Source organism: Dyadobacter koreensis (genome assembly GCF_900108855.1).
Taxonomy (GTDB): Bacteria; Bacteroidota; Bacteroidia; order Cytophagales; family Spirosomataceae; genus Dyadobacter; species Dyadobacter koreensis.
In genome coordinates, this window is record NZ_FNXY01000008.1 from 384,692 (window position 1) to 396,890 (window position 12,199).

The following is a 12,199-nucleotide window of genomic DNA, read 5'->3' on the forward strand; positions in this document are numbered from 1 at the left end:
TTTTTAAACTCCCTTTTATTTATGCAATTAACACTATCACGTAAGCACTGGGTGGGAATTGGACTTGCCTTTGCAACACAATTTTCACAAGCTGCGCAATCCCAGACTATTGCATTTGTGTCCAAGCTTGAACGTCAGCCGCATGCGGTCAGGCAGGAAATGAAGCTGAAAAATGCGCTGCTGGACCTGCAACGCCATTACGGCGTCGAGATTGTTTTTGAAGACCGTATCGTCGGGCCGCTGAATATTGTTTCAGGATCAATAGATCTGAACAAGCCTTTGGAAAAGAATCTGGATATGATTCTTACTCAGAACGGACTGAAATACAAGAAGACTCGTAAAAACACGTACGTAATTGTTGAAGGAAAGGAGGCGGTTAAAACAAGTGTTATATTTCCCAGTGAAAAATTAGAGTCCGGCACATTGCCGGAGAATAATGCAACTGTAAGTAACAATGTGTCAAATATACACATGGTTACTGTGGATAAAACGATTAACGGAAAAGTCACAGACGAAGCAGGGTCTGGATTGCCGGGAGTGAGTGTGGTTGTTAAAGGGACGCAACGTGGAACATCTACGAATGGAGAAGGTGATTTCCAAATTGAAATTCCTGATGATAACGCTGTTTTAGTATTCAGTTTTGTTGGATATAAAACGCAGGAACTTACTGTTGGTAGCCAGTCTAAACTAGCTGTTAAGCTTATGCCAGATGAGAATGCCCTGGAAGAAGTTGTTGTTGTAGGTTATGGTTCGGTGAGAAAATCAGATTTGACAGGTGCAGTGGGTACTGTGAAAGCGGATGTTTTACAAGAACGTCCGGCATCCTCTCTGAATCAGGGATTATCAGGAAGAATAACGGGTGTGAACGTTTCATCTAACTCGGGGAGGCCCGGTGGTAGAGCCAATATCCGGATTAGGGGGGCAAGTTCGATCAGCGTTTCTAATAATCCCCTTTACGTGATCGACGGAGTTATCCTGAATTCAGTTGATCTTCAAAACGGTAGTACACCCATTGATTATATAAATCCAAACGATATTGCATCTATAGAAGTTTTGAAAGACGCTTCTTCCACTGCAATCTACGGTGCACGTGGCGCGAATGGCGTTATTCTGGTAACAACAAAACGCGGAACTTCTGATGGCGGAAGAGTGACCTATGATACGGATTTCAGTATCGGGATTGCTCCTAAAAAACTGGCAGTACTTAACTCAAAGGAATTTCTCGCAGTCGAAGATCTTGCCTATGCAAACGCTGCAAAATATGATCCTGTTGGCTGGGCGACTGGTACAAAATATGTAAATCCAAGAACGAAAAGAACTAATCCCAACTTATTCGATGCACAGGGAAATCCGTTGTACGATACTGATTGGCAGGACGAAACTTTTCAAAAAGCTTTTACGCAAAATCATCAGCTGGGATTTACAGGAGGTAATGAAAAAGGAACTTACGGTGCTTTTGTGAATTATCGTAACGAAAATGGAGTCGTTCGGGATTCATGGCAAAAAAGATATTCCGGCCGTTTCGTGTTTGATACGCAAATTAAAAGCTGGTTGAAAGTCGGTGGTTCACTGGGATATACCGATCAGAATGAAAAACAAGTCGACCAGCTTGACGGTGGTGGTATAACCGTTATGCGCCAGGTTCTGGAAGCTTTGCCGATTATTCCTGTGAGATATGCCAACGGAAACTGGGCGAGCAACCGCGATTATCCTGGTATGGAAGGCGGAGACAGTCCTTTGCGTGTGGCCGCCGAACGATTATTTTATTTGAGGACGCAAACCATGCTGGGAAATATGTATGCAACAATTCGCCTGGCCGAAGGCCTTGAATTGAAGTCGACCATCGGGACCAATGTGATCAATCAGAGAAGAGATTATTTCGCAGCAAAGGGTCTGCAATACATTTCAAATAATGGTGACGCATCTGTCATCAACAACAGATACAATTCCTGGCAGTTTGAAAATTACCTGACTTATCACAAAGAGTTTAAAGCTATACATTCTTTGAATGCGATGGCTGGTTTGTCTTGGCAGCATGTAGATCGTTTTGAAAACATTGCTACTACTCAGGGCTTTGATGATACATATTTTCAGTTTAATAACCTTGGTGCTGGTGCGAGTCCGCAGGCTCCGTCCTCCCTTGGAACTGCCTATGGCCTAAACTCTTATTTCGCTCGCTTGAATTACGGCCTGAAGAATAAGTATCTGGTAACCTTCACAGGTCGTCTGGACGGGTCTTCTAAATTTGGAGAGGCCAATCGTTTTGCATTTTTTCCTTCGGCAGCGGTCGCCTGGCGGGTAACGGAAGAAAGTTTTATGCAGGACATTCCAGCCGTATCAAATTTAAAAATCCGTGCTAGCTACGGTGCCACCGGTAATTCAGAGATTCCAGCCTATCGCGCGCTTGCGGGAATGACAAATTATAATGTCATATTCAACGGCGTTCGCAACATTGGTACAGGTATCAGCCGTATGGCGAATCCTAATCTTCAATGGGAAAAAACACAACAAGTCGATTTTGGAATTGAGTTAGGGTTATTCTCAAACAGATTAAACTTTGAACTTGATCTGTATCGCAGGAAAGTTAATGACATGTTGCTGGACGCTCCCCTTCCGCTCAGCAGCGGATATGGCAGCATTTACTCCAATGTTGGAAGTATGCAGAATAAGGGGATAGAATTTGCAATTAATTCGACTAATCTTAAAATCGGGGATTTTGCCTGGAATACTACATTCAACATTTCCATAAATAAAAATGAAGTGCTGGCGCTTTCTGGTGGCAGCGATATTTTCTCTGGAAATGGTGTCATCCGCGTTGGAGCACCGGTGGGCTCTTTCTTTGGGAGAAAACATTTAGGGACCTGGAGTACTAACGAAGCCGAGGAAGCTAAAAAATATAATATGCTTCCCGGCGATGTTAAATATCTTGATTTGAACAATGACGGTACGATAAACGATAATGACAGAACAATTATCGGGCAGGGAATTCCGGATGGTTTTGGCACTTTTCTCAACACATTCCAGTTCAGAGGATGGTCTTTAACAGTCGATCTTCAGTACATGTACGGAAATGACGTGCTTGACAGAAGTATCCACTCTGCCGAAGACAGACAGGGCATAGCGAATAGTTATAAAACGGTTTTGAATGCCTGGACGGAAACGAATCAGAATACGCCGATCGCACAGATTCGTCCGATCAACGCGTATTATACGACTAACAATGACAGCCATAAGGTTACGGATGCATCATTTATAAGAGGACGTAATTTATTGCTGGCATACACATTTCCATCGACGGTTACTTCCAAGCTTAAACTCGACCGTCTCAGGGTTTATGGATCGGTTCAGAATTTTTTCGTGGCTACAAAATATTATGGATTTGATCCTGAGGTTTCCAATTCGGGATCACCTTTTGATCAGGGTTTGGCGCTTTATGATTATCCAAAACCAAGGGTTTTTATGCTAGGTCTTAATATTGGTCTGTAATCAATTGTTGACATTTTAAATTAAAAAGTGATGAACCGAATTTCCAAAAAATATAAACTTCTGTTATTATTAGCAGGCACTATGTACTTCACCAGCTGCTCAGATTTTTTGAATGAATCAGATCCCAGCAGTTTTACGGTAGAGAATTATTTTACAAAACCAGAGCATGCGCGGAGTTCTGTAAATGCAATTTATGCAAGTATGCGCGACCCTCTTGGCAGTGGGTTTGGCGGCGGGCCATGGATGATGACCGAATTTGCGACAGGCTTAGCTGCTACGGATCTGGGGCAGGCTGTCAATAGTTATTTTATCAAAGATTTAAGAAATACTTCTGATAATAGCTATGGTCAGAATTACTGGGCTTCATACTACAGGGGAATTGGTAATGCAAATCTTTCTATTTCCAAAGTCCCGACGATTTCCATGGACGCCGCGGAGTCCAAAAAGTTGATGGGGGAGGCTTACTTCCTGAGGGCTTTTTACTATTTCAATCTGGTTCAGATGTTTGGTAACATTCCATTGATTACCGAACCAACGTCACTTCAGTCAGAGCAATTGAGACCGGCCGCGGCACCTGTGGAAGATGTTTATAACCTTATCGTTGAAGATCTCAAATTAGCAGAAGCAGCCGGACTGCCATGGACGGACCCGACGGGAAAAGTTAGTACCGGTGCAGTGAAGTCGCTGCTTGCAAAGGTATATCTCACCATGGCAGGTTTTCCCTTACAAAAAGGTGCCGAATATTATACTCTGGCAGCTCAGAAGGCGGGTGAGGTAATTGATTCTAAACAATTCAGGTTGTTCACTACCTATGACGATCTGCACAATCCTGCCAAGAAAAATGTTGATGAAAATATTTTTATGATCCAGTTCAGGACGCAAATTCTTCCTTCTAACTGGCAGGTATCTATAATTCCCTATAATAAAAATATCTCCCAGTATTCGGATGAAACAGGTGGGATTTATGCAACAGCAAATTTTGTGAAATCATACGATCCTGCTGATCTGCGTGTGAAAGAAAAACAATTCTTTTTTACAAAATTCACCAATGAAACCAACCGAAATCAGGAAGTGGATTTAGGCGGATATTTTATTTATAAGCATTTTGACACCGTAGCACAAACAAGTACTGCCAACAGTGATTTAAACTGGCCAGTGATCCGTTATGCAGATGTCTTGCTGATGTATGCAGAGGCATCCAATGAAGTAAGCGGACCAACTGCAAAAGCTTATGAGGCTGTTAATGCAACCAGGACCAGAGCGCAATTGCCTAATCTTGCCGGGTTGTCAAAGGATCAGTTTCGTGAGGCTGTCTGGAAAGAAAGATGGTACGAACTGTGTTTTGAAAATATCACCTGGTTTGACATGGTGCGGCTTCGCAAGGCATTCAATGTTACCACGAAGCAGTTTGATGATTATGTTGGACATCAATTTACATACGGTCCGGTCATTACACAACGAGAACTATTATTTCCATTACCGACAAGTGAGGTTAGAAATAACACAAATCTGAAACAGAATCCGGGATACTAATAATATTTATAATTCAAAAAGCCATTGACCGAAATCAATGGCTTTTTGAGTTATTGCCTTATCAAAAATAAATTTTAGATAAAACGGTTGATCAAGTTTTCAAGATATTCCTGTTTTCCCGAGATTGTTGCTGGTTCGCCTTTGGTTGCTGCCAGCTCAAAAAGATCTGTAAGCGCTAATTTTCCTGACTCAAACTCAGCACCTTTTCCTGAATCGAAACTTGCATAACGATCCGTACGGATTTTGTCATACTCTCCGTTCTGAATGATCTTGTCTGCAATAACCAACGCTCTTGCCACCACGTCAATACCGCCGATGTGCGCGTGGAAAACGTCAGCAACGTCCGTAGAGTTACGACGGCGTTTTGCATCAAAGTTGATACCACCGCCCTGCAGTCCGCCAGCTTGTAAGATTACTAATAATGCTTTTGTCCATTCAGCGATATCATTTGGAAACTGATCCGTATCCCAGCCATTTTGATAATCTCCACGGTTTGCGTCAATTGAACCCAAAATTCCTGCATCCGCAGCAACCTGTAATTCATGTTCGAATGTATGTCCTGCCAACGTAGCATGGTTTACTTCAAGGTTCAGAGAGAAATCCGCAAGGAGATCGTGCTGACGTAAGAATCCGATTACCGTAGCAGCATCGTAGTCATACTGGTGTTTTGTTGGCTCGCAAGGTTTTGGTTCAATGAAGAATTTACCTTTAAAACCATTTGCACGTGCATAAGCAACAGACATTTTAAGGATCTGAGCAAAGTGTTCCTGCTCTCGTTTCATGTCTGTGTTAAGAAGCGTCATATAACCTTCACGGCCTCCCCAGAATACATAATTTTCTCCGCCCAGAGCGATCGTTGCATCCAATGCAATTTTGATCTGCGCTGCTGCGTGAGACACCACATCGAAATCAGGGTTAGTCGAAGCGCCGTTCATGTAACGGTGGTGACTGAATAAATTAGCAGTTCCCCAAAGTAATTTAACACCTGAATCTTTTTGCTTTTGCGCAAGATATTGTGTCAGAGTTTGAAGGCGCTTTTCGTTGCTGCGAACGTCGTCGGTATAATCCACGACGTCAACATCATGAAAACAGTAATAAGGCAATCCAAGTTTTGTGATCAATTCAAAGGCAGCATCAGCTTTGTCTTTTGCACGGTCAACGGCGTCTGCTTTTTTATCCCATGGATAAAACAACGTTTGCCCTCCGAAAGGATCACCGCCGTTTCCACAGAATGTGTGCCAGTAGGCAATGGCAAAACGAAGATGATCTTTCATGCTTTTGCCTGCGATGATACGATTTTCATCATACCAGCGGTATGCTAACGGGTTTGTTGATTCAGGTCCTTCGTATGCGATTTTCCCGATTCCTTTAAAATACTCCTCTTCTCCAAGTAGTATGCTCATTGCGGTTTTTTTTAATGGTTTTTTTTAATGTTAAGGCCTAGGTAAATGTTCCCGCAGACAATAGATTTTAAAGCTATCTTTCTCCGCTTCATACTTTTTACTGACTCCCTTTTTTAATAAGTGTATTATTGACAATTTTTACTGCAATACTATGACTTTTTTTTGAAAAAATTGAAAGCATAATGAAAAAAGGGTTGCGAAATATTTTCGCAACCCTTTTAGAGTATTTTTAGCAGCTATTTCTTTTAGAAGAATTTAGCGCGACGGTCTACAATTTTAGCATTTTCACGAATCGCTTCGTTCACCAGATATGAGGAACGGCTTTCCAGAGATTGTGTAAGCTGTGTTTTGTTCTGTGTAAAATCAGCAATTTTAGGAGCATCCGTTTTGTTGATCAGTTCCATAATGAATACGCCATTTTCACCGGTGAATACACCTGTTTTCTGACCAGCTTTCAAACCGAATACTTTTCCTAACGCAATTGGATCAAAACCTGCACTAGTTAAGAAACCTGTTGCAAGAGAAATGTCATTTGCAGTTTCAATCAAAGCACCTGCACCATATTTTTTAGCGATTGTTTCAAGGTCACCTGTTGCGCCTTTAAGTTTCGCGGTGATTTGCTCAGCTTTCAATTCGTTGCGAACTTTAGTTGTTAGTTCATCACGGAAATCGTCGACTTTCACGTTATCCTGATCAGACTTTCCAGTAAGCACTGCAACGATATATTGTTCTTCGGTTTCAAAAACCTGGGAAACACTATTGATCTTCGAATCTTCTTTGAATGCCCAGCGAACAATTTCGCGGCCATTTTGAATTGCATTGATATTCGTTGCGCTTTCAGGAATACGGTTAGCTGTTGCTACAACAAGTCCCTTATCCTTTTTAACAGCTGCGTCAAATTGTTCCTTCGTTTTTACAGAGTTAGCAAATTCGTCTGCCTTGCGGTAGGCTTCGTCACGTGTAGCCTGGCTTGGAGCAATCGTTTTTCCAATGGCAGCGATGCGGTACAATGTGTTGTTTTTCGTTGCTGTAACTTTGATGATGTGGAAACCAAATTGGCTTTCAATCAATCTGGGGATTAATCCGGGAGCGCTTGCAGAGAAAACTGCTTCTTCAAACGGCTTTACCATTGCGCCATTATTCTGGAAATAACCTAAATCACCACCACGTTGTGCTGAACCTGGATCTGCGCTTGACGTTGCAGCCAAAGCTTCAAAGTTAGCACCTGCACGGATTTGAGCCAGGATGCCTTCGGCACGAACACGAGCAGCCGCTTTTGCTGAATCAGACTGATTTTCGGCTCTGATCAAAATGTGGCTTGCTTTTGCAGAAGAAACTGTATCGGTACGAGTTCCGTCATATTTGTAGATGAAATATGTATTTCCTTCACGGTATGGTCCGTAAACGCCACCGGGAACGAATGATTTCACAGCTTCTTTTAACTGGTCAGACATGTTTGCTAATGACATATTCATTGGCAACGGAATATCTGAATTCATTTTTGCGTAAGACGAATCGTTCTGCGCTGTCGCAAGGCCCCGAGCCAATTCTTTAATTTCATTGTAAAGCGCTGTACTGTCATCTTTTGCAGGCTGAACCGGGAAGCTTACATATTCAATTGAACGTGTATCTGTCCCTTTATATTCAGAGCGGTGAGCGCTCAAATAACTTTCAAGCTGAGAATCTGTTACTTTGATAGTAGTATCAACGATCGAGAAGTAAGGCACGTATAAATAACGCGTAGTTGCTTTTGTATTCTGAGCTATATATTCTTTTTCAGCTTGAGCTTTAGGAATGTACGTTGAAAGCTTCAGAAGGTTTTCGTATTTGCTGCGGATACGCTCTTCACGAAGACTTGTTTCGAAACTAGTCCAGGATTTCTGCTGCTCAACTGGTAATGTCTTTAAATTTTTCAGATAGTTGATAACCGCTGATTTGTCAAAACGACCTGATGTAGGATCAGAAAACGCCTGAAGAATTGACGGGCTGATGTGATTTCCCTGAACCATATCAACTAATTCGTCATCTGTTACCGCGAGTCCGAGTTTGTCAAATTGTTTTTTGTAAGCAATGTCAACAATGAATTGATTCCATGCCTGGTCGCGTAATGAAGCTAGTTCATTTTCATTCAAACTGCGGCCTGACTGCGCCTCATAGTTCTGACGAAATCCATCGACTCTGGTCTGAAAGTCTTTGATATTGATTTCTTTACCAGCAATCTCACCAACTGTTTGGTTGCTATTACCTCCTAAAATAGAGTTAGGGCCTAAAAGGTCACCACCCACCATAAATAAGATCAAACTGATTGCGATTACTGTGACAGCAACTCCGGATTTCTCTCTGATTTTGTTAATTAAAGCCATTTCTATTTTTGAATTAGACCCGCAAAATAAAATCTTTTCTGCGTGGAATGCAAGGGGGATTTATAATTGATAATTGATATTCGCAAACGAATCACCGAAATTTTTGTTGCATTTGCACTATTTTATTCTAAATACTTCAAATTGAAGGCATAAATTATACACATAATGGAGCTGAAAAATATTCCTGCAATTCCGGTTACAACTCCCAGCCACCCGCCGATAACCAACATGGACCCGAAAAACGCGACGGCGATTCCACCCAGGTACAGGTAAAAGCCAAGCTTCCTTAAATTCCACATTAAGTAGGCAGCATATAACGTCAGTGATTCGAAGATTAGCATGATGATTGCACTTCTTTTAATCATTTCCGGGGTGGTGCGGTTAATAACCGATTCCAGTAAACGGTCCACCGTTTTGGTATCAGCCTGATTTGGTTGCTCGTCAATTTTCTCACGGGCACTTTGAAAAAGTTCACGGGTTTTGTCGGCTACGACTCCCGGATTCCAAAGCCTTTCAGATTGTGTCCATAAACCAGAAATTGAACTTAAAAAGGTAAGCATGCAAAGCACAGTCAGCACTGTGGGACGTGGGGTTGAAGGATTCATTGGCAATAATAAAAGGTACGTAGTGACAGCTGTCAAAAACCGGGTGTAAAATTTGCCGATTTCGACGAAAACACCAAAAGCATTTGAATATTCTTATAAGTGAACATACTTTTACAATTTTAATTTCATAAAAGTATTTTTTACATCAAACGGGAGCCTGATAAATTATGAGCCTACAAATTCTGACTGAACGCGTTACCAGTATGCTGGGTACGGATAGCGGCCTTGACGCAACAGTTAAATTCAAAACTGACGAAGGAAACGTTTTCATAAATAGCAAAGTTGTACCGAACACGGTAACCAATGAGGATCTTGAAGCGGATTGTACCTTTGAGATTTCGACCAAAAATGCATTGAAGCTTATGGACGGCGACCTTAACGCGATGATGGCTTATATGATGGGCAAACTGAAAATAGATGGCGATATGGGTGTCGCAATGAAAATTGCTGAGACTTTCGGCGGAAAGTAATTGCGGGCCACAGATTTGCAGATACAAATAAATAAGCCTGGTTTTAACCAATACTCCGATTAAAACCAGACTTGTTTTTTTCTGTTTAAAAAGTCGGATAGATCACAACTCCAGTTCGCGCAAATACATCTGGATCGTATTTTCAAGTCCAAGATATAACGCATCGGAAATCAGCGCGTGACCAATCGAAACTTCATCCATCCAGGGTATACATTGTTTCAGGAAACGAAGATTATCAAGGCTCAGATCATGTCCTGCATTTAAGCCCATACCAACTTCTTTTGCTTTTTCGGCAGCCAAAACAAAAGGAATAACCGCTTTTTGTCTGTTTTCAAAGTAGTGGGCAGCATAGGGTTCAGTATATAATTCAACCCGGTCTGCACCGCAGATTTTTGCACCTTCAACCATATTTGGATCAGGATCTACAAAAACCGAAACCCGGATATTTTCTTTTTTAAATTCCTGGATCAGCTCAGTCAAAAGATTTCGGTTTGTGATCGTATCCCAGCCTGCATTTGACGTTATCGCACCCAAAGCATCCGGAACGAGCGTAACCTGGTCAGGTTTCGTGGCAAGAACCAGATCGATAAATTTCCGTTCTGATGGGTTGCCCTCAATATTGAATTCTGTGGTTACAACTTCCTTCAGATCATATACATCCTGATAGCGGATATGGCGTTCGTCAGGGCGTGGGTGCACCGTAATTCCCTGTGCGCCAAAACGCTCACAATCCAGGGCCACTTTAAGAACGTTTGGGTTGTCGCCCCCGCGAGAATTCCGAAGTGTAGCTATTTTGTTAATGTTGACGCTGAGACGAGTCATGGTGAAATTTTAAAATGGTAGAATAATTGAATTTTGAAAGACAGAATGATTGAGAGATAGAATTTTGAGTTATAACATGATAGAAGAAGAAATAATGGCGTTTGGATTTATTCTATCACTCACTCGTCCAAAATTCTATCATTCATTCCATCATTCTCGTAACTTTGTGCCTTTAATGACAAATTTAACACTTGCTCATTCTAAATTGAATCATTCGTTAATTATATTCTAAAATCGCACCGGCGACCCGGTCACTCATTCAAAATTCATTAAATATATGTCACTAAAAACTCAGGTTGAATCAGGTATAAAAGATGCCATGAGGGCAAAGGATCAGGATACCTTGCGCGCTTTGCGTGCAATCAAATCATTGATTTTGCTAGAAGAAACCAAAGGCGGTGCATCAGGAGAATTGACTGCCGACGACGAACTTAAATTGCTTACGAAAGCTGCAAAACAACGCAGAGAATCAGCTGATATTTACAAAACACAAAATCGTCCGGACCTTCTGGAAAAAGAGGAAGCAGAACTTGCGATCATAGAGCAGTTTTTGCCAAAACAATTAACAGAAGAGGAAGTCACTGCTAAATTAAAAGAAATCATCACCCGCGTTGGTGCAACCGGCCCGTCTGATATGGGTAAAGTAATGGGTGCAGCAACGAAAGAACTGGCCGGACAAGCTGACGGCCGTGTTGTTTCAACATTAGTAAAGAGTTTGCTCGCATGAAGTTATTGGATATTCTTATCCTGATTCCATTACTTTGGGGAGCATTGCATGGTTACCGTAAGGGCTTGCTAATCGAAATTATCGGCATAGCAGGACTTGTGGTGGCCATGATCCTCGGTTTTAAATTTCTTGGTTTGGGAATGGAAGTTCTCACGCCCTACTTCAGTGACGGTACTGCCAGAAAAATCCTTCCGTATATAGGCTTTTCGGCCGTGTTTTTTCCTACTATATTTTTGCTTAACCAGTTCGGTTATCGAATACGTCGCTCGCTGCGATATTCTATATTAGGTACCTTCGATAGTTTTGCAGGCGCGATGGTTGGTATTTTTACCTGGGTTTTTGGAATAAGTGTATTTTTCTGGCTGGTTAATACGATTGGTGTGAAAATTCCTGAACATCGTACAAACGATACCTGGCTTTATCCTCTTGTCATTCCGGTCGCACCCAACGTTATTACCAAAGCGTTAACATTAATGCCTGAGGGAAGCGAATTGATCAAGGACTGGAAATCTGAATATCTTGACGAGGATAAAAAGGATAGTGACGACGAGTATTCTGAGGATGAAGAGCCGGAGCCAGAAAACAAAAACGAAAAGTCAAAACGCATGAGCGAATGATTTTTTAATAATTGTTGTTTCCTTTTTTCAGGCAAATAACCTCCCTTTTCCCTTTTTTAGAAAAATGAAAATCGGTTTGCAGTAAGTCAATCTGTGACCGGATAATTCTTTTAGTAATTGATATTCAATACCTTTGCAGAAAATAAAGTTGCCGTATGGAAATAAGGCAATAA

9 protein-coding genes are annotated in these 12,199 nt (G+C 41.7%); 5 read left to right on the forward strand and 4 right to left on the reverse strand.

Going from position 1 to position 12,199, the window contains the following annotated elements; genetic code table 11:
• Window positions 1–21 precede the first annotated feature (21 nt).
• Together BMY70_RS24990 and BMY70_RS24995 are read left to right on the forward strand one after the other, a co-directional pair.
• Entirely contained in the window at window positions 22–3,486 is a 3,465-nt protein-coding gene (locus BMY70_RS24990) for a SusC/RagA family TonB-linked outer membrane protein (protein WP_090339691.1), read from the forward strand.
• Between the two features lie 30 nt (window positions 3,487–3,516).
• The gene (locus tag BMY70_RS24995; protein WP_090339694.1) at window positions 3,517–5,019 is read left to right on the forward strand and encodes a RagB/SusD family nutrient uptake outer membrane protein; all 1,503 of its coding nucleotides are present in this window, start codon (window positions 3,517–3,519) and stop codon (window positions 5,017–5,019) included.
• 74 nt (window positions 5,020–5,093) lie between these two features.
• On the opposite strand, the gene xylA is transcribed toward BMY70_RS24995, so the two are convergent.
• From xylA to BMY70_RS25010, 3 genes are all read right to left on the reverse strand, one after another.
• Window positions 5,094–6,422, reverse strand: coding sequence for a xylose isomerase (xylA, locus tag BMY70_RS25000; protein ID WP_090339696.1), 1,329 nt, complete (start codon window positions 6,420–6,422; stop codon window positions 5,094–5,096).
• Window positions 6,423–6,667: 245 nt separating this feature from the next.
• Window positions 6,668–8,785 carry a peptidylprolyl isomerase gene (locus BMY70_RS25005; RefSeq protein ID WP_090339699.1) on the reverse strand — a complete coding sequence of 706 codons (2,118 nt, stop codon included), beginning with the start codon at window positions 8,783–8,785 and terminating at the stop codon, window positions 6,668–6,670.
• Window positions 8,786–8,907: 122 nt separating this feature from the next.
• Complete coding sequence (locus BMY70_RS25010) at window positions 8,908–9,390, reverse strand: hypothetical protein (protein ID WP_229209770.1); 483 nt, start codon at window positions 9,388–9,390, stop codon at window positions 8,908–8,910.
• A gap of 167 nt (window positions 9,391–9,557) precedes the next feature.
• Between BMY70_RS25010 and BMY70_RS25015 the strand changes: the two genes are divergently transcribed.
• A complete protein-coding gene (locus tag BMY70_RS25015; RefSeq protein WP_090339705.1) occupies window positions 9,558–9,860 on the forward strand; it encodes an SCP2 sterol-binding domain-containing protein in 303 nt (100 codons plus the stop codon).
• A 102-nt stretch (window positions 9,861–9,962) separates the two neighbouring features.
• On the opposite strand, the gene BMY70_RS25020 is transcribed toward BMY70_RS25015, so the two are convergent.
• Window positions 9,963–10,682 carry a pyridoxine 5'-phosphate synthase gene (locus BMY70_RS25020; protein WP_090339708.1) on the reverse strand — a complete coding sequence of 240 codons (720 nt, stop codon included), beginning with the start codon at window positions 10,680–10,682 and terminating at the stop codon, window positions 9,963–9,965.
• A gap of 277 nt (window positions 10,683–10,959) precedes the next feature.
• On the opposite strand from BMY70_RS25020, the gene BMY70_RS25025 reads away from it, so the two are divergent.
• Complete coding sequence (locus BMY70_RS25025; protein ID WP_090339710.1) at window positions 10,960–11,409, forward strand: GatB/YqeY domain-containing protein; 450 nt, start codon at window positions 10,960–10,962, stop codon at window positions 11,407–11,409.
• The gene (locus BMY70_RS25030) at window positions 11,406–12,026 is read left to right on the forward strand and encodes a CvpA family protein (RefSeq protein WP_090339712.1); all 621 of its coding nucleotides are present in this window, start codon (window positions 11,406–11,408) and stop codon (window positions 12,024–12,026) included. The genes BMY70_RS25025 and BMY70_RS25030 overlap by 4 nt, the downstream gene beginning before the upstream one ends.
• Window positions 12,027–12,199 lie beyond the last annotated feature (173 nt).

Bases quoted from the DNA above. Each gene is read 5' to 3' on its own strand.
- BMY70_RS24990 (WP_090339691.1), top strand. From the start codon at position 22: ATGCAATTAACACTATCACGTAAGCACTGGGTGGGAATTGGACTTGCC.
- BMY70_RS24995 (WP_090339694.1), top strand. From the start codon at position 3,517: ATGAACCGAATTTCCAAAAAATATAAACTTCTGTTATTATTAGCAGGC.
- xylA (WP_090339696.1), bottom strand. From the start codon at position 6,422: ATGAGCATACTACTTGGAGAAGAGGAGTATTTTAAAGGAATCGGGAAA.
- BMY70_RS25005 (WP_090339699.1), bottom strand. From the start codon at position 8,785: ATGGCTTTAATTAACAAAATCAGAGAGAAATCCGGAGTTGCTGTCACA.
- BMY70_RS25010 (WP_229209770.1), bottom strand. From the start codon at position 9,390: ATGAATCCTTCAACCCCACGTCCCACAGTGCTGACTGTGCTTTGCATG.
- BMY70_RS25015 (WP_090339705.1), top strand. From the start codon at position 9,558: ATGAGCCTACAAATTCTGACTGAACGCGTTACCAGTATGCTGGGTACG.
- BMY70_RS25020 (WP_090339708.1), bottom strand. From the start codon at position 10,682: ATGACTCGTCTCAGCGTCAACATTAACAAAATAGCTACACTTCGGAAT.
- BMY70_RS25025 (WP_090339710.1), top strand. From the start codon at position 10,960: ATGTCACTAAAAACTCAGGTTGAATCAGGTATAAAAGATGCCATGAGG.
- BMY70_RS25030 (WP_090339712.1), top strand. From the start codon at position 11,406: ATGAAGTTATTGGATATTCTTATCCTGATTCCATTACTTTGGGGAGCA.